The sequence below is a fragment of the Rhodococcus sp. AQ5-07 genome, assembly GCF_009707305.1.
GTDB lineage: Bacteria > Actinomycetota > Actinomycetes > Mycobacteriales > Mycobacteriaceae > Rhodococcus_F > Rhodococcus_F erythropolis.
Genome location: NZ_CP046099.1, coordinates 1,926,743 through 1,951,758 on the forward strand (window position 1 = coordinate 1,926,743; position 25,016 = coordinate 1,951,758).

The 25,016-nt window shown below is 61.7% G+C and carries 19 protein-coding genes, 1 tRNA gene and 1 riboswitch; of the genes, 10 read left to right on the forward strand and 10 right to left on the reverse strand.

Annotation, left to right across the window (positions count from 1 at the left end; genetic code table 11):
* Positions 1-105 precede the first annotated feature (105 nt).
* Positions 106-1,203, reverse strand: coding sequence for an isocitrate/isopropylmalate dehydrogenase family protein (locus GJB56_RS08930; protein ID WP_113684213.1), 1,098 nt, complete (start codon positions 1,201-1,203; stop codon positions 106-108).
* Here GJB56_RS08930 and GJB56_RS08935 point away from each other — a divergent pair.
* The gene (locus GJB56_RS08935; protein WP_223257901.1) at positions 1,169-1,744 is read left to right on the forward strand and encodes a 2'-5' RNA ligase family protein; all 576 of its coding nucleotides are present in this window, start codon (positions 1,169-1,171) and stop codon (positions 1,742-1,744) included. The genes GJB56_RS08930 and GJB56_RS08935 overlap by 35 nt on opposite strands.
* Here the strand turns inward: GJB56_RS08935 and GJB56_RS08940 are convergent.
* Positions 1,689-2,618: a DMT family transporter gene (locus GJB56_RS08940; RefSeq protein WP_070387004.1), complete on the reverse strand. Its 930-nt coding sequence runs from the start codon at positions 2,616-2,618 to the stop codon at positions 1,689-1,691. The two genes, GJB56_RS08935 and GJB56_RS08940, sit on opposite strands and share 56 nt — an antisense overlap.
* Positions 2,619-2,831: 213 nt before the next feature.
* Between GJB56_RS08940 and GJB56_RS08945 the strand changes: the two genes are divergently transcribed.
* On the forward strand, positions 2,832-3,827 hold the full coding sequence (locus GJB56_RS08945; RefSeq protein WP_020969741.1) for a helix-turn-helix domain-containing protein: 996 nt from the start codon (positions 2,832-2,834) through the stop codon (positions 3,825-3,827).
* Between the two features lie 74 nt (positions 3,828-3,901).
* Positions 3,902-4,273 carry a thioredoxin gene (gene trxA / locus GJB56_RS08950; protein ID WP_003944106.1) on the forward strand — a complete coding sequence of 124 codons (372 nt, stop codon included), beginning with the start codon at positions 3,902-3,904 and terminating at the stop codon, positions 4,271-4,273.
* 74 nt (positions 4,274-4,347) lie between these two features.
* Here the strand turns inward: trxA and polA are convergent, their stop codons facing one another.
* Positions 4,348-7,095, reverse strand: a complete 2,748-nt coding sequence (polA, locus tag GJB56_RS08955) for a DNA polymerase I (RefSeq protein WP_019748643.1) — start codon at positions 7,093-7,095, stop codon at positions 4,348-4,350.
* A 303-nt stretch (positions 7,096-7,398) separates the two neighbouring features.
* Here polA and GJB56_RS08960 point away from each other — a divergent pair, with 303 nt between their 5' ends.
* Genes GJB56_RS08960 through GJB56_RS08975 form a run of 4 tightly spaced genes read left to right on the forward strand, consistent with a single transcriptional unit; the run spans position 7,399 to position 11,528 of the window.
* Positions 7,399-8,709: a branched-chain amino acid ABC transporter permease gene (locus GJB56_RS08960; RefSeq protein WP_230091211.1), complete on the forward strand. Its 1,311-nt coding sequence runs from the start codon at positions 7,399-7,401 to the stop codon at positions 8,707-8,709.
* A gap of 5 nt (positions 8,710-8,714) precedes the next feature.
* Complete coding sequence (locus GJB56_RS08965; RefSeq protein WP_003944088.1) at positions 8,715-9,704, forward strand: branched-chain amino acid ABC transporter permease; 990 nt, start codon at positions 8,715-8,717, stop codon at positions 9,702-9,704.
* Positions 9,697-10,725 carry an ABC transporter ATP-binding protein gene (locus tag GJB56_RS08970; RefSeq protein WP_029255470.1) on the forward strand — a complete coding sequence of 343 codons (1,029 nt, stop codon included), beginning with the start codon at positions 9,697-9,699 and terminating at the stop codon, positions 10,723-10,725. Before GJB56_RS08965 ends, GJB56_RS08970 begins: the two co-directional genes overlap by 8 nt.
* On the forward strand, positions 10,722-11,528 hold the full coding sequence (locus GJB56_RS08975) for an ABC transporter ATP-binding protein (protein WP_007728720.1): 807 nt from the start codon (positions 10,722-10,724) through the stop codon (positions 11,526-11,528). Before GJB56_RS08970 ends, GJB56_RS08975 begins: the two co-directional genes overlap by 4 nt.
* 56 nt (positions 11,529-11,584) lie before the next feature.
* Here GJB56_RS08975 and GJB56_RS08980 read toward each other — a convergent pair whose 3' ends face one another.
* Together GJB56_RS08980 and GJB56_RS08985 are read right to left on the reverse strand one after the other, a co-directional pair.
* The gene (locus GJB56_RS08980) at positions 11,585-12,916 is read right to left on the reverse strand and encodes an ABC transporter substrate-binding protein (protein ID WP_003944031.1); all 1,332 of its coding nucleotides are present in this window, start codon (positions 12,914-12,916) and stop codon (positions 11,585-11,587) included.
* A gap of 218 nt (positions 12,917-13,134) precedes the next feature.
* Entirely contained in the window at positions 13,135-13,752 is a 618-nt protein-coding gene (locus GJB56_RS08985; protein ID WP_003944029.1) for an ANTAR domain-containing response regulator, read from the reverse strand.
* A 107-nt stretch (positions 13,753-13,859) separates the two neighbouring features.
* On the opposite strand from GJB56_RS08985, the gene GJB56_RS08990 reads away from it, so the two are divergent.
* Positions 13,860-13,936 (forward strand) — tRNA-Leu (locus tag GJB56_RS08990).
* A 75-nt stretch (positions 13,937-14,011) separates the two neighbouring features.
* Complete coding sequence (locus GJB56_RS08995) at positions 14,012-14,644, forward strand: AMIN-like domain-containing (lipo)protein (RefSeq protein ID WP_021344398.1); 633 nt, start codon at positions 14,012-14,014, stop codon at positions 14,642-14,644.
* Positions 14,645-14,810: 166 nt separating this feature from the next.
* Here the strand turns inward: GJB56_RS08995 and GJB56_RS09000 are convergent, their stop codons facing one another.
* Positions 14,811-15,746 carry a bifunctional 5,10-methylenetetrahydrofolate dehydrogenase/5,10-methenyltetrahydrofolate cyclohydrolase gene (locus GJB56_RS09000; protein WP_154606664.1) on the reverse strand — a complete coding sequence of 312 codons (936 nt, stop codon included), beginning with the start codon at positions 15,744-15,746 and terminating at the stop codon, positions 14,811-14,813.
* Between the two features lie 22 nt (positions 15,747-15,768).
* Positions 15,769-15,849: riboswitch (ZMP/ZTP riboswitch) on the reverse strand.
* Positions 15,850-16,023: 174 nt separating this feature from the next.
* Here GJB56_RS09000 and GJB56_RS09005 point away from each other — a divergent pair.
* On the forward strand, positions 16,024-16,527 hold the full coding sequence (locus GJB56_RS09005) for an SRPBCC domain-containing protein (protein WP_113684196.1): 504 nt from the start codon (positions 16,024-16,026) through the stop codon (positions 16,525-16,527).
* Positions 16,528-16,560: 33 nt separating this feature from the next.
* Here GJB56_RS09005 and GJB56_RS09010 read toward each other — a convergent pair whose 3' ends face one another.
* From GJB56_RS09010 to gltB, 4 genes are all read right to left on the reverse strand, one after another.
* On the reverse strand, positions 16,561-17,442 hold the full coding sequence (locus tag GJB56_RS09010) for an acyl-CoA thioesterase (RefSeq protein WP_019748651.1): 882 nt from the start codon (positions 17,440-17,442) through the stop codon (positions 16,561-16,563).
* Positions 17,443-18,861, reverse strand: a complete 1,419-nt coding sequence (gene pyk / locus GJB56_RS09015; protein ID WP_003944038.1) for a pyruvate kinase — start codon at positions 18,859-18,861, stop codon at positions 17,443-17,445.
* An 82-nt stretch (positions 18,862-18,943) separates the two neighbouring features.
* The gene (locus tag GJB56_RS09020) at positions 18,944-20,446 is read right to left on the reverse strand and encodes a glutamate synthase subunit beta (protein ID WP_113684197.1); all 1,503 of its coding nucleotides are present in this window, start codon (positions 20,444-20,446) and stop codon (positions 18,944-18,946) included.
* Positions 20,439-24,917, reverse strand: a complete 4,479-nt coding sequence (gene gltB, locus GJB56_RS09025) for a glutamate synthase large subunit (RefSeq protein ID WP_113684198.1) — start codon at positions 24,915-24,917, stop codon at positions 20,439-20,441. The genes GJB56_RS09020 and gltB overlap by 8 nt, the downstream gene beginning before the upstream one ends.
* Between the last annotated feature and the right edge of the window lie 99 nt (positions 24,918-25,016).

Consider the following 25,016-nt stretch of genomic DNA (forward strand, 5'->3'; position numbering starts at 1 on the left):
GATCGCCGCACTTGCAACGTCCATCCGAAATTCAGTCGAACGGTAGGTTACGGCAGGAGTTCCACCGTCGCCGACTTCGCAAGATTCCGGCCTGTCGTACAAGAATCAGCGACGCAGAGTGTGTGCGTACACGACTTCGGAAAATTCGCTGGTCGATGCCAAACCGCCGAGGTCGGCGGTCGCGATACCCGACGCGATGGTCGTACGAACCGCGTCTGAAATGCGGCGTGCCGCCGCAGACAACAACCGATCTCCGCGCGCATCACCGAGCCAGTCGAGCATCATCGCACTCGAGAGGAACAGTGCCGTCGGGTTCGCCCGGTTCTTCCCGGCAATGTCGGGTGCTGCACCGTGCGCAGCCTGAGCCATGACCTGCGTCTCGGCAGCGTTGATCGACGGCGCGGTTCCGAGTGAACCGGACAGCTCGCCCGCCAGATCCGACAAAATGTCGCCGAACATGTTTTCGGTCACCACGACGTCGAAGTCTCCGCCGCGTCGAACGAGGTGCGCCGCCATCGCGTCGACGTGCTCGTCGTCGACGACTACGTGGGGGTACTCCGCGGCGACGGTTCGGCAGGCGTCGCGGAAGAGGCCGGTGGTCAGTGTCAGGACGTTGGCCTTGTGGACGATCGTGACGTGATTGCGCCGACGCGACGCCAACGCGAAGGCAGTGCGTGCGATCCGTTCGCATGCAGCGCGGGTGAACACACCGACGGCCAGGGCGACGTCTGGCGTCGGCATGAATTCGCCGCTGCCGACTGCCATGTTCCGATCCGCGTACAACCCCTCGGTGTTCTCGCGGACGATCACCAGATCCATGTCGGGGACCATCGCCTTGACGCCGGGGAACGCTGCTGCCGGTCGGATGTTCGCGAACAACTCGAACTTTTTCCGGATGACGCCGCCGGGGGTGAGTTGTCCGCGAAACCTCTCGGGATACGACGCGCTGTCATGGGGTCCGAGGATCCAGCCTTGCAGCTGCCCCAACCCATCGATGGTTTCGTCGGGAATTGGCGTGCCGTGAGTGTCGATGGCCGTACTCCCGAGCGGAAGCTCGACCCACTCGACGGGCGGAGCGTGAACCGATGACAGCGCCGCATCCACGATCTGCCGTGTCGCCGGGACGATTTCGTGGCCGATTCCGTCGCCGTGCATGAGTCCCAGCCGCATGGCCGGAGTACCGATTGCGCTCGCACCTGTCATCAGGCAATCATTGCTCACCATGGTCCAGTCGGTGGAATTGCTCCTCGATCCGGTGAGTGAGTCGGCAGTGCGAGCACAATGGCAGCTACTCGCCGACGCCGGATTACCGAGTCAGGCCTCTCATCACAGCCCGTCCAACCGTCCGCACATCACGCTGTTCGTCGCCCGTGAGATCCCCGCGGAGATCGACGAACTGTTGGTGCGGCGCTTCTCGGCCCCGGACTTCGAGGTCCGGCTGGGTGGCTACGTCGTGTTCGGCGGCAAGCAGATGGTCTTGGCGCGCTCGGTTGTTCCTTCGCGTGCACTCCTTCACCTGCACCGAGAAATAGCCGAGTCAACAGTTGGCTCGACGGCACTTCCCGCCCACGTCGAGCCCGGCGCGTGGACGCCTCACGTGACGCTCGCCCGACGCGTCGAACCTGCACGTCTGGGTGAAGCCATCGCCCTGCTGGGCACCGACGTGATTCAAGGGCGCAGCGGCGGGATCAGGCGCTGGGACGGCGAACAGAAGACGGAATGGTTACTGACACCGCCGGTGTGACAGAGCGGGTTGCACGTCGGGTTACCAGGATTCCCGCGATCACCGCCAGCGCACCAACCGGCTGATTCCAGCCAACGCTTTCGTCCAAGACTATTGCGCCGAGAGCGACGCCCACCACTGGACTGAGATAAGTGACGGTGGACGCCGCAGTCGGCCCCCACCCCTGAACGACGTTGGTGTTCCAGATGAATGCGAGCCCGGTCCCCAGTGCGCCTAGAGCGATCATCGACAGGACGACTGCCGGCGTGAGGTGCATCGGCGTGTTTGCGACGACCGGAGAGGCCAGAACCATCACGAAAGCACCGATACTGATCTGCACAAGCGCGACCGTACGAGTGTCGACGCCGAGAGGAAGCACGAAACGCCTGAGGTAGACAAACGAAATCCCGTACGACGCAGTCGCTCCCAGGCAAGCGACCTGAGCACTCACACTTCCGCCAACGCCGAGATTCCACGGCGCCAACACGATCAGCACCCCACCGAATCCGAGAAGCAACCCCAGCGACTTGTATCGCGTCAGCGTCTCCCCCGGCAGAAAGGCAAGGGAGACAGCCATAGTCATCAGTGGCGTGGTGGCGTTGTAGATGCTCGCGAGTCCCGAGGACATGTTTTGCTCCGCCCAACTGAACAGCAGCCACGGCACGATGCATTGCGTCGCTGCGAGAAAAGCCAGGTGCTTCCAGACACGAAATTCCCTCGGTAGGCCGATCCGGCTGACCGCTGACACGAGAACCAGCGCGAGCGCACCGAAGACCAAGCGCCACAGAACTACCTGCGTGAAGGACAGACCTTCGAGCCCGATCTTCATGAAGAGGAAACTGGCTCCCCACACCACCGCAGCTGCGGTGTATTGAAAGGCCAGACTTGCCCTCAAAGGGTGAAGTCTCCGTGCGGACTGACGTCGTGACGAGTGTCGGGCGTTCGGCCGGCAAGAGCTAGTACGTTCAGGACCAGTAGGACCAGGAGGCTGACGACGATGATTGCCATGTGTTCAGCCTGACGGAATGTCCCACGTGGCAGTAGTGGCAGAAAAGCCAGACTTGGACGATTTTCTGCCACTTTCCCATTTTTCTGTCACACTCGAAAGATGCTCGCGAAAGTGGTGGTCCCACTGATGCCGATGACCGAGGCGTTCGAACTCGGCGTGGCATGTGAAGTCTTCGGCTTCGACCGATCCGACGACGGCCTCCCCACCTACGACTTCTCTCTGATAGCCGCAGTTCCGGGCCCGATCCGAACGCGGTTCGGTTACAACATCGATGTTCCGTACAACCTCGATTCTCTCGACGACGCCGACCTCATCGTCGTTTCCGCCGGCGGAACTTACGACGCCGGCGACGCGTACATGTGCTCACCGAGTCCCGACTCGAGTGTCGATCCCCTGCTGGTCAAACTCAACGAGGCCGTAGCCCGGGGCGCCAAGGTGGCGAGCCTGTGCACCGGAGCGTTTGTCCTCGGCGCAGCTGGACTACTGGACGGAAGGCGATGCACGACGCATTGGCGGCACGCAGAGAGGCTTGCCCAGACGTATCCGGAAGCCAAGGTCGATCCGGACGTGTTGTACGTGGACGAAGATCCGGTGTTCACCAGCGCAGGCACCGCGGCAGGAATCGATCTGTGCCTGCACATCGTGCGAAAGGAACAGGGTTCTCGTGTCGCCAACGGCATCGCGAGAAGGATGGTGGTGCCACCCCACCGTGACGGTGGGCAGGCCCAGTACGTCGCCACTCCCCTCACCTCGACGCCGAGTGCAACCCTTGCCCCACTCCTCGACTGGATGACGGAGAATCTCGCCCTCGACCTCACTGTCGGAATGGTCGCGGCCCGAGCGAACATGTCCGCTCGCACATTTGCCCGCCGTTTCCAAGCGGAAACGGGAACAACTCCCGCCCGCTGGCTCAGCGATCAGCGAGTACTGGCCGCCCAGCAACTCCTGGAGAATTCGGACCTCTCCGTCGATGTCATCGCAGAACGCGTCGGTTTCGGCGGCGGCGCCGTGCTTCGCCAGCACTTCATCCGGCTTCGCTGCACCACGCCCCAGGCCTACCGCCGGACGTTTCGGGCGACCGAGAACGCAAGCTGAAATCGGCTCAGGGAAGAATCAGCGGTTCCGGGGCGTTGCACACACCAACAGCCCGCACAATGGAAAGGACCCCTGTGGCCACCCAGACACTCACCCAGCAGAACTTCGACGAAACGATCAACGGCAGCGACGTCGTCCTCGTGGACTTCTGGGCCTCCTGGTGCGGCCCGTGCCGCCAGTTCGCACCGACGTTCGAAGCCTCTTCGGAGAAGCACGCCGACGTCGTTCACGCCAAGGTCGACACCGAGGCCGAGCAGGGAATCGCAGCGGCCGCCAACATCCGCTCCATCCCCACGATCATGGCCTTCCGCGAAGGCGTACTCGTGTTCAACCAGGCCGGCGCTCTTCCCGCCGCTCAGCTCGAAGAGCTCGTCACTCAGGTCAAGGCACTCGACATGGACGAGGTCCGCAAGCAGATCGCAGAGCAGACCGCATCAGCTGAATAGCGAAAAGAGCGCGCTCCGAATCGAATTCGATTCGGAGCGCGCTCTTTTCGTAGCCAGACTGTCTTGACGCCGACTCAGTGAGCCGCGCTGTCCCAGCTTCGACCGGTTCCCACCGAAACATCCAGGGGTACCGACAACTCGATGGCTGTGGCCATCTTGTCCTTGACCAGTGCGGTGACTTCCTCCAACTCGGAGGCGACCACTTCGAGCACCAATTCGTCGTGCACCTGCAACAGCATGCGCGACTTCAATCCGGCTTCGGCGAGAGCCTTCTGAACATTGATCATCGCGACCTTGATGATGTCGGCTGCGGTGCCCTGGATCGGCGCATTCAGGGCAGCACGTTCGGCCACCTCACGACGCTGACGGTTGTCGCTGTTGAGGTCCGGCAGGTAGCGACGACGACCGTAGAGCGTCGAGGTGTAGCCGTCCTTACGTGCCTGCTCGACCACCGCGTGGAGGTAATCCCGCACGCCGCCGAAACGAGCGAAGTACGCATCCATCTGCTGCTTCGCTTCTTCGGTCGAAATCTTCAACTGCGACGCCAATCCGTAGGCACTGAGCCCGTAGGCCAGACCGTAGGACATCGCCTTGACCCGGCGACGCAGTTCAGGAGTTACCTCTTCGATCGGTACACCGAATGCGCGCGAGCCGACAAAGCTGTGCAGGTCCTCACCGGTGTTGAATGCCTCGATCAGCCCCTCGTCGCCTGACACGTGCGCCATGATGCGCATTTCGATCTGGCTGTAGTCGGCAGTGAGCAGAACGTCGAACCCCTGCCCGACTACGAATCCGTCGCGAATCTCGCGCCCCGCGTCGTTTCGCACCGGGATGTTCTGCAAGTTCGGATCGGTCGACGACAGACGCCCGGTCGCGGCAACCGTCTGGTTGAACGTCGTGTGGATGCGACCGTCTTCGGCCACGGCCTTGAGAAGACCGTCGACGGTCACCTTCATACGCGTCGCATCACGGTGCGCGAGAAGGTGTTCGAGGAACGGGTGTCCTGTCTTGTCGAACAGACCCTGCAACGCCTCGGCGTCGGTGGTGTAGCCGGTCTTCGTCTTCTTCGTCTTGGGCATGTCGAGTTCTTCGAACAAGACCACCTGCAGCTGCTTCGGCGAACCCAGGTTGATCTGCTTGTCGATCACCTCGTACGCGGAGTTTGCGGCGTCGGCGACCTGGGAGGCGAAACGGCTCTGAAGATCGTGCAGATGCGCGCTGTCGACGGCAATGCCGGTGGCCTCGATCTGAGCGAGCTCGATCGTCAACGGCAGTTCCATGTCGGAGAGGAGCGACTTGGACTCGATCGACTCCAACTCGGTGTCCAGTGCAGCTGCCAAGTCGAGAACGGCCTGAGCGCTGAGCATCGCGGTCTCGGCTGCTTCGGCATCGAGCTGTTCGGTGTCGTCGAGCAGTGAAAGCTGTTCCTGGCCGGATGTTTCGGCGCGCAGTTCACGCTTGAGGTAGCGGAGCGAGAGGTCGTCGAGATTGAAGCTGCGCTGGCCCGGCCGGACGAGGTATGCGGCCAGAGCGGTGTCGCTGGTCAGTCCACCGAGCGTCCAACCACGCCCACGCAGAGCGTGGATCGCCCACTTGGCTTCGTGCAGCGCCTTCGGCTGCGATGCGTCGGCGAGCCAATCACCGAGAGCTGCTTCGTCTTCCGGTGTTGCCGTCGACGCCGCGATGTATGCACATTCACCGTCGGAGGCCGCGATCGCGAGTGCAGTGACGTCGCCGGCAAACGGAGTTCTGGTTCCGAGCACTGTGACGCCGTGACGCTCACCGGTTCGCGCGTGGGCATCGAGCCACGCGGCAACCGCACCCGGGGCGAGTGCGTCGCCGCTGACCTCGAACCCTTCCTCTGCTTCGGGCTCGGACGACGACAGGGTCGCGAACAGTCGATCGCGGAGAACCTTGAACTCGAGATCGTCGAACAACGCATGAATCTTCTCGCGGTCCCACGGGGCCAACACCAACTGCTCGGGCGTGTACGGCAGCGGAACGTCGCGAACCATCTCGGTGAGCTGACGATTGAGCAGGACGTTTGCGAGGTTCTCTCGTAGTGAGTCGCCCACCTTGCCGCGGACCTTGTCCACGTTGTCTACCAGTCCCTGCAGGTCACCGTACTCACGGATCCACTTGGTAGCGGTTTTCTCGCCGACGCCGGGGATACCGGGGAGGTTGTCACTCGGGTCGCCGCGCAGGGCAGCAAAATCCGGATACTGCGACGGAGTGAGGCTGTACTTCTCCTCGACGGCCGTCGGCGTGAATCGGGTGAGCTCCGAGACACCCTTCTTCGGGTAGAGCACAGTGACGTTGTCGGTCACCAGCTGCAGCGAGTCGCGGTCGCCGGTCACGACGAGAACCCGGTATCCGAGTGCCTCCGCCTGCGTGGTCAACGTGGCAATCACGTCGTCGGCCTCGAAACCTTCCTCGGCCATGACCGGGATGCCCAGCGCGCCGAGAACGTCCTTGGTGATGTCGATCTGGCCCTTGAATTCGTCCGGAGCCTTCGCGCGCTGCGCCTTGTATTCGGGGAACAGGTCGGCGCGAAACGTCTGACGCGACACGTCGAAAGCCGCGGCCAAGTGGGTGGGCTGCTCGTCACGAAGAAGGTTGATCAACATCGACGTGAAGCCGTACACCGCGTTGGTGGCCTGCCCACTGTGTGTCTTGAAGTTCTCTGCAGGCAGCGCATAGAAGGCGCGAAATGCCAACGAATGCCCGTCGAGAAGCATCAGAAGAGGGCGATCGTCCGCCTTGCCGGTGGTGCCGGCTGAAGCGGTGGACGTGCTGGACCGAGTTGTGGTTGCGGGGCTCACGGTTCATCAGTCTAGGGATCGCGACCGACATCGACGCCTTCGCCGTTGTTTACGCAGGAACAGACACAAGAATCGGACAATTGATGCAGCCTTCGGCCTTCGATACGGAACCGAAACATCCCGGAAATCTCAGAACCCCATCTGAAGCGAACGGAGCCGTTAGAGTCCGGAAATCGCAGCAACGAAACAATCCCTGTGCTGCGCGGCACCTTTGTCCAGACGCGCTATTCCCGACCCGCTCGGAGGACGTACGTGGCCCCACCCGTAGTGAAACGGCAGACCCTCGCGACACTCAGCCGACTACTGGCCTTTGCATTACTGACGTTCTTCGCATTACTCAGCCTGGCCGGAACTGCTTCGGCTCAGGAACCGACCACTTCCCCTACACCGCCGACCCCGACAGCACCCGCAACACCGACAGCACCGGTTCCCGACAACGCTGTCCCCGTCAGCGGCAATCTCAACAACGGCGGCACACGCCTCGAGGGCGTCACCGTCCGTGCGCTCGATTCTTCCGGTACGGAAGTCGCCACCGGAGAATCGGCATCGAACGGCCGTTGGGAACTGGCCGTGGCACCGGGCACCTACACCTTCGAGATCGTTGCCGACACACTTCCAGACGGGGTCAGTGTGCAAGCCGCTGTCGAACGCGAGGTGGTGGCCGGCCGCGCGAACACCGTGATCTTCTCGTTCGGCGAGGTACGTACCGCCTCGAATGTCAGCTTCGGCGAGAAGCTGATCCGCACGACGGTCGACGGTCTGCGGTTCGGCCTCGTGATCGCGATCGCCGGTGTGGGTTTGAGCCTGATCTACGGCACCACTGGCCTGACCAACTTCGCTCACGGCGAGATGGTGACGTTAGGAGCCGTTGCTGCCTGGGTGATCAACACGTCCTTCGGCGTTCCGCTGATTCCCGCCACGATCCTCGCGATCTTCGTCGGCATCGGCATCGGCCTGCTGACCAACGGAATCGTCTGGAAACCACTGCGTAAGCGCAAGACCGGGTTGATCGCGCAATTGGTGGTCTCGATCGGTCTCGCGATTTCATTGCGCTACTTGATCCTGATCTTCTTCTCCGACCGCGCCGAACCGTTCCACGACTACCAGGGCCAGGTCGAGAAGAACTGGGGCCCGATCGCACTGACCGACGCCAACGCGATAGTCATGATCGTCAGTCTTGTCGTCCTGGTCGGCGTCGCACTGCTTCTGCAGAAGACTCGCATCGGAAAGGCCATGCGTGCCGTCTCCGACAATCGTGATCTCGCCGCTTCGTCCGGTATCAACGTCGAGCGCGTGATCATGTTCGTCTGGGGTCTCGGCGGCGGACTGGCCGCCCTAGGCGGTGTGCTGTTCGGTATCTCCGAACTCGGCGGACGCGTCCAGTGGGAAATGGGCTTCAAACTGTTGCTGCTCATGTTCGCCGGAATCACCCTCGGTGGTCTGGGAACCGCGTACGGGGCGCTACTCGGCTGCGTCATCGTGGGACTTCTGGTCCAACTCTCGACGCTCATCATCAACCCCGATCTCAAATACATCGGCGGACTTCTCGTCTTGATCGTGATCCTCGTGGTTCGCCCCCAGGGCATCCTCGGATCCAGACAAAGGATCGGGTGACGAACATGGACATCATGGGAGCTTTCCAGGTTTCCTTCGCCCAGTTGATCGGGCCGTCGGCAATCTTCTACGCACTGCTGGCAATCGGGCTGAACCTGCACTTCGGCTACGCCGGACTGCTCAACTTCGGTCAGATCGGTTTTGCCCTCCTCGGCGGCTACGGCGTCGGCATCATGACCGTGACCTACGACCAGCCGTTGTGGCTCGGCATCCTCGTCGGACTTACCGCAGCCGGGCTCCTCGCGCTCGTGCTCGGTATCCCGACGCTGCGTCTGCGCGCCGACTATCTCGCCATCGTGACCATCGCCGCTTCGGAGATCCTGCGTCTGATCTTCCGCTCGACCGCGTCGGATTCGGTGACCGGTTCCACCAATGGCCTGTTCGGTTTCGCAGACCCGTTCACCGCACTGAGCCCCTTCGACTCGGCCAAGCAGTACTCATTTCTCGGCGTGAAGTTCTACGGAGACGACCTCTGGTCGATGGTCGTGGGGTGGACGCTGGTCTTGATCTTGTGCGGATTTGTCTACCTGTTGACGCACAGTCCGTGGGGGCGCGTCCTCAAGGCGGTTCGCGAAGACGAGGACGCAGCGCGATCGTTGGGCAAGAACGTCTTCGTGTACAAGATGCAGGCGCTGGTTCTCGGCGGTGTGATCGGTGGTCTGGCCGGTGTGTTCAACGCTTTGCAGACCAAGTCCATCAACCCGGACTTCTACTCGACCGCGCAGACGTTCTTCGCGTTCGGCGCACTGATTCTGGGCGGGGCGGCAACAGTATTCGGCCCGGTGGTCGGCGCAATGTTGTTCTGGTTCCTCCTCGCCATCCCTGATGCCTTGTTGCGTCAGGCGATCTCCGGCGAAAATCCGCTGCTTTCACTCACGGAACAGCAAGTCGGAGCCACCAGGTATGTCCTGCTCGGATTGATGATTGCTCTCCTGATGGTCTTCAGACCGCAGGGAATACTGGGTAACAAGCGGGAGGTGCAACTCAATGCTTGACGCCGATACCAGAGCACAGATCTTTGCCGACGTTCCTCACCTTCCCGGATCGGCGAAACCCGACCCGGTACTGGTCGCTGACAACGTCTCGCGGACGTTCGGCGGTCTCAAGGCCGTCGACGTCGATCACCTCGAGATTCAACGAGGGTGCATCACGGGTCTGATCGGTCCAAACGGTGCCGGAAAAACGACGCTCTTCAACCTCCTCACCGGATTCGACCGGCCGGACACCGGTACGTGGTCGATGGACGGTCAATCGCTGGGCCGCATGTATCCCCACCAGGTAGCCAGGAAAGGAGTGGTACGGACGTTCCAGTTGACCAAGGCGCTCTCCAAACTCACCGTGCTGGACAACGTACGTCTCGGTGCCACCGGCCAACGAGGTGAACGCATTTTTGCATCCCTCGTTCCGTGGATCTGGAAAGGCCAGGAACGCGAGATCACCGAACGCGCCAACGAACTCCTCGCACGATTCAAACTCGACACCAAGGCAGACGACCTCGCCGGTTCACTCTCCGGTGGGCAGCGCAAACTGCTCGAAATGGCTCGCGCACTCATGACCTCGCCCTCGGTGGTGATGCTCGACGAACCGATGGCGGGGGTCAATCCTGCTCTGACGCAAAGCCTGCTCGGACACATCAAATCATTGCGCGACGACGGAATGACGGTCGTGTTCGTCGAGCACGACATGGACGTGATCCGAGATATCAGCGATTGGGTGGTGGTCATGGCGCAGGGCAGCGTCATCGCCGAATCCACCCCGGACGAACTCTCGTCCAACACAGCCGTCGTCGACGCATATCTGGGCAGCCACCATGACCAGGCCCTCGAGTTCGACGACAACGGAAATCCGGTGGGCGAGACGGCCGTTCTGGCCGCCGCCCTGGCTGAAGCCGAGGTCGAAACCCTCGAGTCGGGCGGGGACCTGTCGGAACCCGACGTCGACAACCTTCCGGCCGATCTCGCCGCGACGCTGGAATCGAGTCCCGAGGAACCGCGCGGAAGGCACGAGAAGCCATGAGCGAGAACCACGCACGTTCACTCACGCCTGCAGAGTTCGCCGCGACGGCCGAGGAGCATCAGCGACTGTCGGCAGGTGCCCTACTCCGCGCCGACAGCCTCGTCGCGGGCTACATTCCCGGCGTCAACATCCTGCGTGAATGCAACTTCTTCCTGAAGGAAGGGGAAATCGTCGGGATCATCGGACCGAACGGCGCAGGCAAATCGACACTCCTGAAATCACTGTTCGGACTGATACCGGTACGCGAAGGGTCGGTCACCCTACGCGAGGACAACATCACGTCTGCACCCGCTCACGTCCTCGTTCAGAAGGGAGTCGGGTACGTCCCTCAGACACAGAACGTCTTTCAGACTCTGACCATCGAAGAAAACCTCGAAATGGGCATTTATCTGCGTCCCAAGGCATTCGCGGAACGATTCGCCTTCGTGAGTGAACTGTTCCCTCTTCTGAGTGAACGACGAAAGGTGAAGGCCGGCGCACTCTCCGGCGGCGAACGCCAGATGGTCGCGATGGGCCGGGCCCTGATGATGGATCCGTCGGTGCTGCTGCTCGACGAACCGTCCGCGGGCCTGTCCCCCATGTTCCAGGACGAGGTGTTCATCCGCTGCAAGAAGATCAATGCTGCGGGTGTCTCGGTCATCATGGTCGAGCAGAACGCGCGCCGCTGCCTTCAGATCTGCGACCGCGGCTACGTACTCGATCAGGGTAAGAACGCGTACACCGACACCGGCGCCAATCTGATGAACGACCCCAAGGTGATCGAGTTGTACTTGGGAACGCTCGCTGGCAGCAAAGAGAAGTAGAACAGACACGAGAATGGGCCAGGGTCTCTCGACCCTGGCCCATTCTCGTTGGCTGCTTACTTGCCCACGACCACGAATCCTTCTGTGGTCAGCGTGTTCTCAGGGCCGAACTTGAGCTTTCCGTACGAACCGATGGACGGTTCTCCCGAATCGTTGAAGTCCAACTCACCGGTGATGCCGTCGTAGTCGATGTCGGTTCCCGCCTTCACCAACGGCAGGCACTCGACATAGGACGTGCACTTGGTGCCACCTTCGGTGACGCTGTTGATGTTGGCTGCAATGTCGGTACCGGCCGTCGACTTCGCCTGCTCGGCAGCGAGCGCTGAGATCACCACCGCGTCGTACGACTCTCCGGCGTAGTTGAAGTCGATCAGAGAGGGGTTCACAGCCTTCAGACGATCCTGGAAGGCAGCTCCGACGTCCGTCAGGGGCGTGGTTCCCTGCATGGTGTCGAGCAACGGCTTCGCCACGGATTCGCCGAGCGCGTTACCCATGTTGCCGTCGACGCCGTACATCGCCATTCCGTCCGACGGGCCGATGCCCACTTCGTGCATGCGCGTGATGATCTTCGCCGACTCCTCGAAGCCCACCAATGCCACTGCATCCGGATTGAAGTTCTTGACTTGATCGACTTCGGAGTTGAACGACTGCGCGTTCGGGTCGTAGATGATCTTCTCGATCTGATCGGAGGGGACGCCCGAATCGATCAGATTCTTTTCGATGTTGTCCGCCAGACCCGTCCCGTACGGGTCGTTGAGGGCCATGATTGCTACGCGCTGACCACCGTCGTCCGAAATGAGCTGTGCGACGGCCTGAGCCTGCAGTACGTCCGTCGGAGCGGTGCGGAAGTACATGCCCTTGTCGGGGTAGCAGACGAATTGGTCCGAGGTGTTGGCAGGCGAGAACATCACGACGCCTGCGCTGGCGATCTTGTCGATCACCTTGAGCGAAACCGAGGACGACGCGGCGCCGACGATGACCTGAGTGCCTGCAGCCAATTCGCGGTCGACGGTGGTGTTGGCGGTGTCCGTTGTGGTGTCACCCGAATCGCCGGGAATCAGCTGGACCGGTTGGCCGAGAACGCCTCCGGCAGCATTGACGTCGTTGACTCCCAGCTGGGTGCCCGCGACCATCGGCGGCCCGAGGAACGACAAGCTGCCTGTATCGGGAAGTAGCGTACCGATACGCAGCGCTTCCGTGGACGGGGTGGCGCCGGCCTTGGCCTGCTCCGGGGTGCAATCAGTCGTGACGGATGTCGTCGCGGCGGAAGCGCCGGACGTAGAGCCACTCGAAGACGAGTCATCCGACTTGTCCGAGCTACAGCCTGCAAGTGCCAGTGATGCCGCGCCGAGAACTGCAGCAGTACGCACAAGTGTTCGTCTAGCCATCCCACGCTCCTAAGATCAGCCGGTGCTCGCGCCACCCGAACTGGCGCTCGCTGTGGGATCAGACGCTAGACCTTGGAACCGTTTCGCGATCCTTCAAGAAAGCCCTGTGACCTGACTGTTATCTGAAGGCGCACAGTGTTTACACGGCTGTAGCGCTGCGCGACGTTTCGACGGTCGACGCAGCCACTCAGTGCAGCCGGATAACCCGGACACTTTGCTCAAGCGTCCGGTTCACCGCCCAGAGTTTCCAGTACGACCTGTGCGACCGCCTTCATCGTGGAGCGCCGATCCATCGCGGCGCGCTGAATCCACTTGAACGCCTCAGGTTCGGTGAGCGCTTGGCGAACCATCAGAACACTCTTGGCTCGCTCGATCAGCTTGCGTGCTTCGAGCCGGTCGGAAAGATCAGCGACCTCACGCTCGAGCGCCGTCACCTCGCGGAAACGACTGACCGCCAATTCGACAGCGGGAACGAGGTCACTGATCGAGAACGGCTTGACCAAGTAAGCCATGGCGCCGGCATCGCGTGCGCGCTCGACCAACTCGCGCTGACTGAACGCTGTGAGAATGACAACAGGAGCGATCCGCTTGGCGGCAATCTCCGAAGCGGCGTCGATGCCGTCTCTCCTGGGCATCTTCACGTCCATGATGACCAGATCAGGCTTGAGCGACTCGGCCAACTCCACCGCAACCTGCCCGTCACCGGCCTCACCGACGACGTCGTAGCCCTCTTCGCGGAGCATCTCGACCAGATCCATGCGGATCAACGCCTCGTCTTCAGCGACGACAACACGACGGGGTGCGAGCTGATTGCCTTGCGGCTGCGGCGAATTCATGGCCACCATCCTCCTCCATCGAACCGCCCCGACACGAGACGCGAACGATTAGAGGGTACCGGTGTTTGACATTGAAATCGCATCTTCTAATGTAGTCATCGCAACAAGCCCTCGTATCCCAATTGGCAGAGGAAACGGATTCAAAACCCGTCCAGTGTGAGTTCGAGTCTCACCGAGGGCACCACCTGCCGCAGTTGGCCGTACCGCAAGGTTTCGGCATTCGGCTGTACCCCAGATCGACCGCAGTTAGATTCGATCCATGAACGGTCGTCGCCTGATTGCTCTGCTCGGAGCCATACCTGTTTTCGCGCTGCTCACCGGGTGTCAGACTGACGACCAATCCGACACTGCCGGCGAATCCAACACTGCCGGCGAATCTTCCACCCAGACCGTCCTCGATGCTGCAACACAGACAGGCACCCTTCAGGTCGGCACTCCCCCGATCGATGCCCCACCAACCGAGATCTCCACGCTTGCTCCGTTCCCGAACGACACGGAGATCCCTTCACCGAATCCGCGCGTCGACGTGACCGAGATCGACGTAACCGATCACGATGGTTTCACCCGAATCACCTACCGATTCGACGGAAATGGATCAGTGTTCTGGAAAACCGAATACGTCAGCGAAGCAATCCGAGCGGGTGACAGCACAGTCGTGGACGTCGGAAGTCGATCGATACTTCAAGTCGACCTGATGGGAGTCCAATCGGATTCGTCGCTCAACTCCGTATCTCACGAGGGCGAAAACATCACGCGCATAGACAGTGCGGCCAGGAACAGTGCGATCCTGCAGTCGTTTGTCGGCACGGTCGACACCCGTCCGGCATACACCGTATCGACATCCGATTCACCGTCCCAGTTGATGATCGACATCCCCACGGCAGACAGCTGACTGTCGAATACCCAATTGCGCGCTCAGCTCAGCCATTCCAGCGCAGCGGTGCTCGACGCGGTAATTCGGTTATCGAGGGGCGGATGAATACTCCGTCTCGAAACCGAGGTCTCACAATCGATCCGAGGCGATTGCTGGGTCCGGTCCAACACGACTGTCATGATTCTCACTGCATGCCCGAACTCTCACTGCATGCCCGAACTTCCGCTGTGCGAACTGCTGCTGCCAGTGTTTGTTCCAGCAGGACGGCAACCGTCATGGGGCCGACGCCACCCGGCACCGGTGTGATCGCACCGGCATGTGGGAGCGCGGCGGCGTACTCCACATCTCCGACGTTGCCCGCGTTGTACCCCGCATCGATCACCACTGCCCCAGGCTTGATCCACGCCCCTTTGATCAGTTCCGGAACACCGACGGCCGCGATGACGATGTCTGCCGAGGCGACGTGGGCGGCCAGGTCGACGGTTCGCGAATGGCAGTATGTCACCGTTGCGCCTCGACGCAGGAGGAGCATTCCCATCGGCAATCCGAGTATCGGGCTTCGGCCGACCACGACAGCAAGCTTTCCGGAGAGTTCGACGCCTGTGGCGTCGAGCAGGCGCAGGATGCCACTCGGTGTACATGATTCGAATCCCCCACCGGTCAACGCCATTGCCGCGAACGCTGCCGAGGTAACGCCGTCAACGTCCTTGTCGGCCGAGATGGCATCGAACGCAGCCCGTTCGTCGATGTGGCCTGGCACCGGGTGTTGCAGCAGTATGCCGTCGATCGAAGGGTCCGCCGACGACGCTCTCAGCACGTCGACTAGTTCTTCGGTGGTTGTACTCACCGGGAGTTCGACCGTCCGCGACGTCATTCCGACGACGACAGACCGTTTGGCCTTCATCTGTACATACGCCTTCGAGGCCGGGTCCGCTCCCACGATGACGGCGGCCAGGCAAGGAACGTGCCCCGTCTCATCACGAAACTGCCTCGTGCGCACTGACAGGTCCGCGAGCGCAGCATCGGCAATTGCGCGTCCGTCGATTATTCGAGCGGCCACGTTCTGGCTGGGCAGATTTTCGGTAGACAGATTTTCAGTAGACAGATCTTCGGTAGACATGAATCCCCTTCACACAAGATGTGTGAAGCACCCAGGCGGTCGATGCCTCGCGATGTGCACTCCCCGGTGGTAATTCCCACCCGCGCCAGTCGTGCGTGGTCAGCGTACCGCGCGTTTGTCTCACTGCCACGAAACGCATCCGGAACGCCGCTCTCAAAACGAGACAAATCGACATAACCTATCAATAGGTAACGATCTGACCTGCAGTTATTCCATCCTAAGCAATTAGATGGCACGATGGGGGCAACCGCACGGGCACCAAGCATTGGAGGCACCGATGGACAACGGCAAGATAAACCTGACCTATGACGGTCGGGTGTCACTGAGCTTCCAACTGGCAATTCCGCACGCACCGGACAAGGTCTGGAAAGTGATAACGGAACGCGAGTACCTCGACGCCTGGTTCCCGGCGGACGTCGATTTCAATCTCACTCCAGGCGCGGATCTGCTGTTCAAGGTGACCCCGGAACAAGTCGAGCGATTCGGACTGCCCGCAGATCACGTGACGGGCGGGACGGTCATCAGCGTCCACCCGCACCGAATTCTCGAATTCCTCTGGGACGCAGATACTCTGCATTGGGAACTGGCACCGGACGGCACCGGCGGCTGCTGGCTGACCCTCACCCACACGATGGAAGACGAAGAGTCCGCGTACGCCCACGCTGCCGGCTGGCACGCGGGCTTGGAAGTTGTTGCGGCCCAACTCGATGGACGCGAAGTCGACTGGTCTCCGTGGGACCGCGCCGACGAACTCTCACCGCAATATCGCAAGTCTGCTTGATTCTGGGCCCGAGTTCAGTCTCGGGCCCGCATCTCATTCCCCTTTACGCGGGAAATGCCTGATCATTCCTTCTTGGACCACCGTCGCCAACAGCAGTCCTTCCACCGAGAAGTACCGTCCGGTTGCCAGACCGCGCGAACCTGCGGCGACCGGCGATTCGGTGGCGTACAGAACCCAGTCGGTGAACCGGAACGGGCGATGGAACCAGATCGAATGATTGACCGTCGCCGCGACGATACGATCATGACCCCAGGACAAACCATGAGTGGTCAGAATCGAATCGAGCACGGTGGTGTCGGACGAATATGCCAGCGTCGCAGCGTGAATGAGCGAATCGTCCGGCAGATCACCGTCGGGGCGCATCCACACCCGATTGTGGTTGAGTTTCTCGCCGGTGCCCTTGAGGATCCACGCCGGATCGTTGGCGTACCGCATGTCGATCGGCTTGAGCGCCGCGCTGAAATGCGGCAGTTTTTCCTCGTACCCCACCAGATGATCGCCGATGGGAGGCAACGACTCCGGAAGTGGAACATCCGGGATCTCGACAGCATGGTCGAGCCCCTTGCCGGAGTCCTGGAACGCCGCGAGCATCACGAACAATTCGTTCTCACCCTGATAGGCAGTCACCTGACGGTTGGCGAATGCCCTCCCGTCACGATGACGCTCCACCCGGTACTCGATAGGCGCCTTCACATCTCCGCCCCGAATGAAATGGGCGTTCACGGCATGGATGGGGCGATCACCGTCGACAGTCCGTCCGGCGGCCATCAGTGCCTGAGACACCAATTGACCGCCGAACGTCCGCGAACCTACCTGTTTCGGGTGGTATCCACGGAACGCGTCGTCACCGATCTGCTCCAGATCCAACAGACCGAGAAGAGTACCGAGGTCGGTGGACGCGTTCGCGTGGGTCACTCAGTGGTCCTCTTCGCCGATACGGTGGACGTGAATGAGGTTGGTGGAACCGACAGTTCCCGGAGGGGATCCGGCAACGATGACCACGAGGTCACCCTTGACGTACCGCCCGAGGGAGAGCAACGCACTGTCCACCTGACGCACCATCTCGTCGGTGGTGGCCACCGCATCGACCAGGAACGTCTCGGTTCCCCACGTCAGCGTCAACTGACTGCGCACCGCGGGCAGCGGTGTGAAGGCGAGCAACGGCAGCGGCGTGTGCAGACGAGCCAGTCGACGCACCGTGTCACCGGACTGAGTGAACGCAACCAAGGCCTTGGCGTCGAGACGTTCGCCGATGTCGCGTGCTGCGTACGAGATGACTCCGCGCTTGGTGCGCGGGACGTGGGTCAACGGTGGGACACGGGTTGATTCGTTCTCGACGGCCTCGACGATGCGGGCCATGGTGCGAACGGTTTCCATGACGTACTTGCCCACCGAAGTCTCGCCCGAGAGCATGACTGCGTCGGCGCCGTCGAGAACGGCGTTGGCGACATCGGATGCCTCTGCGCGAGTGGGACGTGAGTTCTCGATCATCGACTCGAGCATCTGCGTCGCGACGATGACCGGCTTCGCGTTCTCACGAGCAATCTGGATTGCGCGCTTCTGAACGAGCGGGACCTGCTCGAGCGGCAACTCGACACCGAGGTCACCGCGGGCGACCATGACGGCGTCGAACGCGAGCACGATGGCTTCGAGATTGTCGATGGCCTCGGGCTTCTCGAGCTTCGCGATGACGGGAACGCGGCGCCCGACTCGATCCATGATGGCGTGAACCAATTCGACGTCCGCCGGTGAGCGAACGAAGGAGAGTGCAATGAAGTCGACACCCAGCTTGAGAGCGAACTCGAGGTCGGCGATGTCCTTGCCCGACAGGGCTGGAACGGAGACGTTCATACCGGGCAGTGAGAGGCCCTTGTTGTTGCTGACCGGACCGCCTTCGGTGACCCGACAGACGACGTCGTTGCCGTCGATGGACGTGACGACCAGGCCGACCTTTCCGTCGTCGACCAGCAGTCGATCGCCGGCCTTGGCGTCGCGCGCCAATTCCTTGTACGTGGTCCCGACGCGATCGTGCGTTCCCTCGACGTCGTCGACGGTGATACGAACCTCTTCACCGTTGGCCCAGGTGGTCCGCTCGTCCTTGAATCGGCCGAGGCGAATCTTGGGCCCCTGAAGGTCGGCGAGAACACCGACGGCCTTTCCGGTGGCGTCCGACGCGGCGCGGACGCGAATGTAGTTTTCTTCGTGATCGGCATGCTCGCCGTGGCTGAAGTTGAGGCGCGCCACGTCCATGCCGCTCTCCACGAGCTCACGGATGCGGTCGCCAGAAGCTGTCGCAGGTCCAAGTGTGCATACAATTTTTGTCCGTCGGTTCACGGCTCGAGCCTAGTCGCTACCCCACCGCACTTCTATCCGGCATTTGCGACCTGCACTTTCTGTACTTACTCGATTCAGTTGGTCAGTTCACGAACAGCGGAAATGCCTTTGGATGAACCGGAGCCGGAAGCGCCGACTCGCCTGTGAGAAACATGTCGACGGCACGTGCGGCCGACCGTCCCTCGGCAATCGCCCAAACCACCAGCGACGCCCCGCGATGCGCGTCGCCGCAGACGAATACGCCGGGTGTCCGGGTCTGCCACCCGACATCACACTCGATTCTGCCGAGTGGATCGGTGCCGACATCAAGGTCGGTGAGCAGTGGGGCGGTTTCGACGCCGTCGAAACCCAGAGCGAGCAGGACCATCTCGCACACCAGATCCGTCGTGTCGCCGGTCTCCACCAGGGTCCGTTGTCCGTCCTTCGCTCGTGACGCGGCTACCGGAACCATCCGGATTGCGCGGACCTCCCCTTCACCGTCGTCGAGAAATTCCTGCGCCGCCCATCGGAATCGTTTGTCACTGCCCTCCTCGTCTGCCGGCGAGCTGCGTAGGACCCGCGGCCACAACGGCCATGGGTCGCGATCTCGATCGCGGCGTGCCGGAGGTGGGACGTGGTAATCCAATTCCGTCACCGAGAGGGCGCCTTGGCGATGCACCGTGCCGAGGCAGTCGGCGGCCGTGTCGCCGCCACCGATGATCACGACGTTCTTACCTCGCGCCGAGATGCTCGACGCACCGTCACCCTCGCATTCGCGGTTGGCCGCACGCAGGTACGTCATCGCACGATGGATTCCGCGAAGACTACGACCCGGTACGTCGGTGTCTCTGGCACGATCAGCCCCGACCGCCAGGACTACCGCCTCGAATTCCGTCGAGAGGTCGTGCGCGCTCACGTTCACTCCGACGGCGCAGTCGGTGACGAATCTGGTCCCCTCGGCGGTCAGTTGGTCCAGCCGCCGGTTGATGAGGGCCTTGGGCAACTTGAATTCCGGAATTCCGTAGCGAAGCAGTCCCCCGATCCGATCGCTCCGCTCGAACACCGTGACACTGTGTCCGGCTCGTGTCAGTTGTTGAGCCGCGGCCAGTCCCGCCGGTCCCGACCCGACAACCGCAACACGGTTTCCGCTGTGAACTACCGGTGCCTGCGGCCCCAACCAACCCGACTCCCAGGCGTTGTCGACGATTGCCTGTTCGATGCGCTTGATGGTGACACCCCCCGACGTGTGCTCGCCGTCGAGTGCGAGAACGCACGCCGTTTCGCACGGTGCGGGGCACAGATGTCCGGTGAACTCGGGGAAATTGTTGGTGGAATGCAGATTCTCCGAGGCTTCGGACCACCGTCCACGCCGAACCAGGTCGTTCCATTCCGGAATGAGATTGCCGAGCGGACACCCCACGTCGGCCGAATGGCAGTACGGCACAGCGCAGTCCATGCAACGCGAGGCCTGTGCAGATACGTCTCGATTTCGCACGACGGGATCCAGTGACTCGTATACCGACGCCCAGTCGCCGACACGCACATCGGTCGATCTGGTCGGTGAGCCGGATCGTTTCACGTTGAGGAACCCGCGTGCGTCAGGCATGAGCCGGCTCCACCAGTTCGTTCTCTTCCACGACCTTCCGGTAGTCGACAGGCAAAACTTTGGTGAATCTCGGACTCTGGCCAACCCAGTCGTCGAGAAGTTTTGCCGCCACCGGCGAGCCGGTCGCAGCCAAATGCTCGCCGAGAATTTCGACCAGCTGACTGCAGTCTTCCGCCGAAGGCCGCTCCAGAACGACCATGTCGCCGTTGACCTTCTCTGCCTTCACGTCGAGTACGAAGGCAATTCCGCCCGACATTCCCGCAGCAAGGTTCCTACCAGTTGGGCCGATGATGACGACGCGACCCCCGGTCATGTACTCGCACGCATGGTCTCCGACGCCTTCCACCACAGCGACCGCGCCCGAGTTGCGCACCGCGAATCGTTCCCCGACACGCCCCCTGGCATAGAGCGCACCGCTCGTAGCGCCGTACAGCAGCGTATTGCCGGCAATCACCTGATCCTCCGCCACGAAGGGCGCGTCCTCACTCGGCCGAAGCGCGATTCGTCCACCGGAGAGCCCCTTCCCGACGTAATCGTTTGCATCGCCGACGACGACCAGCGAGATGCCGGGCGGCAGGAACGCACCGAGTGACTGGCCTGCCGTTCCACTGAGCACGACGTCGATGGTGCCTTGAGGTAGCCCGACGGCGCCGTAGCGTCTGGTCACCTCTGCGCCCAGCCTCGTTCCCACCGCCCGATCCGTATTGTGTACTGGCAGTTCGATATGCACGGGTCGAGCGTCCTCGAGTGAGTTCGCGGCGCACTCGGTCAGGGTGCGATCGAGTTCGCTCGAAACAGGTACACACGGCGAGTAGGCCGCGCCGGTCGGCGCGGCCGGAACGTCGAAGAGTGGTGAGAGGTCCAACGTGCGACTCTTCCAATGCGCCACCGCCGGAGACATTTCCAATACGTCTGCGTGGCCCAGAGCGTCGTCGATACTTCGAAACCCCAGTTCTGCCAACAAACGTCGTACGTCGTCGGCGATGAAGCGGAAGAAGTTCTCGACGTACTCCGGCCGGCCGGTGAATCGCTCGCGCAGTTCGGGATTCTGCGTTGCTACTCCGACGGGGCAGGTGTCGAGGTGGCATACCCGCATCATGACGCAGCCGGCCGCGATGAGTGGCGCCGTGGAAAACCCGTACTCCTGCGCCCCCAGCAACGCGGCGACGACGACGTCCCGCGCCGTGCGCAGACCCCCGTCACACTGGACGACGATCCGATCGCGTAACCCGTTGAGCACCAAGGTCTGCTGAGTTTCGGCCAGCCCGATCTCCCAGGGCGTACCAGCGTGGTGGATGGACGAGAGTGCCGCCGCGCCCGTCCCGCCGTCGTGACCGGAGATCAGCACCACGTCGGCGTGCGCTTTGGCCACACCTGCCGCAACTGTCCCGACTCCGACTGCGCTGACCAACTTCACGTGTATCCGCGCACGATCGTTTGCGCATCTGAGGTCGTAGATCAATTGGGCGAGATCCTCGATCGAATAGATGTCGTGGTGCGGGGGCGGAGAAATGAGGCCGACTCCAGGTGTCGAGTACCGGGTTTCCGCGATCCACGGGTACACCTTGGACCCCGGAAGCTGCCCTCCTTCACCGGGCTTGGCGCCCTGGGCCATCTTGATCTGAATGTCGGTGGCATTGACCAGGTAATCGCTGGTCACCCCGAAGCGGCCACTCGCGACCTGCTTGACTGCGCTTCGACGCTTGTTGTCACGCAATCGCTCCGGTGACTCTCCGCCCTCACCGGTGTTCGAACGTCCGCCGAGAGCATTCATCGCAACCGCCATCGTCTCGTGCGCCTCGGCAGAGAGGGAACCGTAGCTCATCGCACCGGTGTTGAATCGAGCGAGAATCATCTCGACGGGTTCGACCTGATCGAGGGGAATCAGCTGACGAATCTCACGCCGAAATCGAAACAATCCCCGAAGTGTTCCGCCCTGCGCGCTCAGTCGATCGACTTCATCGCTGTAGCGACGAAACATCTCACTTCGCCCCGTCCGGGTCGCATGCTGAAGGAAGAACACGGACTCGGGTGTGAACACATGCAATTCACCACCGCGGCGATACCGGAACTCTCCACTGCTGCTCAACTGACGATGCTGCACCGTACGATACGTGGCCGCGTGACGCATCAGAACCTCTCGCGCGACTTCGGTGATACCGATCCCGCCGATCCGGCTCCGTGTGTTGCAGAAGTATTCGTCGACCAATTCTCGGCCCAAGCCCACTGCCTCGAATACCTGTGCGCCCGTGTAGGAGTGAACCGTAGCGATTCCCATCTTCGACATCACTTTGAGCACACCGGAATTTGCCGCTCTCAGATAGTTGTCCGATGCCATTTTCGAATCTATCCCGGGAAGCTCGTCTTGCTCGCTGAGTGCTTCTACCGATTCAAGAGCAAGATAGGGGTGGACAGCCGCCGCACCGTAGCCGATCAGCAGCGCGATGTGATGAACTTCGCGCGCGTCACCCGACTCGACGACGAGGGAAACCTTGGTTCGCAGGCCATGCCGAACCAGATCGTGGTGCACGGCAGATACTGCGAGCAATGACGGAATGGGAGCCTGCTCAGGGCCCGATCCACGGTCGGAGATCACCAGAATCTCGATTCCGGCTGCGGCGGCCGTTCGGGCGGACTCACGAAGCCTCTCGACGCCTTCGCCGAGACTGCCTCTCGGATCGAAACCTCCCCGTAGGACAGCGCTTCTCGGAGTTCTTGCGCCGCATAGTTCGGCGACCTTCGCCATCTTCCCCGGTCCGATCACCGGTTTATCGAGAACAATCCTTCGGCACGACAGCGCCGACGCTTCGAACAAGTTCTGCTCAGCGCCGAGGGTGACACCAAGCGTAGTGACGACTTCCTCGCGAATCGCGTCCAAAGGCGGGTTCGTCACCTGAGCAAAGAGCTGGACGAAGTAGTCGTACAACAGCTTCGGCCGATCCGAGAGAACGGCGAGAGGTGTGTCGACTCCCATCGATCCCAACGGCTCCGATCCTGTGCGAGCCATTGGAAGGAGAACTTCCTGCAAGTCCTCTGCCTGGTATCCGAAGAGCAGCTGCCTGTGCAACAGCGGAGCCGGATCGCCTCGGGCAGGCGCCGACTCGGGGATTTCCTCGAGATCGACCAATCCCCCCTCGACCCATTCCCGGTAGGGGGCTGTGCTCGCGAGTTCGGATTTGATCTCCGCATCGGAAACGATGCCACGGCGAGCGGTGTCGACGAGGAACATTCGACCCGGTTCGAGGCGCCCCTTCTCCAACACCTCGGACGTCGGAGCGTCGAACACACCGCTCTCACTCGCCAACACGATACGGCCGTTCCTCATCCGCCACCATCGCCCGGGGCGAAGACCGTTACGATCCAACACCGCCCCGACAACAGTGCCGTCGCTGAACGTCACGGACGCCGGACCGTCCCATGGTTCCATCAGGCAAGCGTGAAATTGGTAGAAGGCCCTCATCTCGTCTGGCATCGAAGAATCGTTCTCCCAGGCACCGGGAATCATCATCGCGATGGCGTGCTGCACACTGCGGCCCCCGAGCGTCAGAAACTCGAGCACTTCGTCGAACGACGAAGAGTCGGATCCACCCGGGGTACAGATCGGAAACATGCGATCGATGTCCCCACCCAAAAGTGCGCTCCGCAACATCGGCTCGCGAGCGCGCATCCAATTCCTGTTTCCCACAATCGTATTGATCTCGCCGTTGTGAGCGATGCAGCGATACGGCTGAGCAAGTGACCACGACGGAAAAGTGTTCGTGGAGTACCGACTGTGCACGACCGCCAAGGCAGTTCGCATTCGGGCGTCGCATAGGTCGGTGAAGTAACCGGGTAACTGCGTCGGCGTGAGCATGCCCTTGTACACGATGGTTCGGGCGGACAACGAGGGGAAATACACCGCATCATCGGCCGAATGAATTCGCTCGACTTGTCTCCTGAGCGCGAACACTCGTCGGTCCAAGGCAATTCCGCCCACACTGCGATCTCTTGGCTCGGCGCACGTCACAAAACATTGACTGATGTACGGAGCGCACTGCGCGGCAACGGTTCCGACGCAGTCACGGTCGACTGGGACCTCCCGCCACCCGATAATCCGCAGTCCTTCTGCCGCTGCGTACCGGTGTATCCGAACTACCGCGCGCCCACGTGCTTCCTGATCCACCGGGAGAAAGCAGTTTCCGGCTGCGTAGGTGTTCTCACCCATCGCGTTGGGTGGTGGAAGCTCGAACGCGGTCACCGCGTCGAAGAATTCCGTCGGCAGCTGAAGAAGGATGCCCGCGCCGTCACCACTGTTGCACTCGCGCCCGACCGCGCCACGGTGGGTGAGATTGGCCAGGACCGCGAGCGCCTCGTCGACAATGGAATGCAGGTGACGTCCAGAGGTGTCTGCTACTACGGCTACACCACATGAATCGGTTTCCTGATCGGGGTCGTACAGGCCTCGAGGATCAGGTATTCGAGAAAACGGCACTCGGCGACCTCCACACGGTCATGCAGCCGACGTTCGTTAGTTTATCAGCACATAACCGCAGGTCGCGAGAGAAAAGTGTGACCCCCTGACGACGAGCGT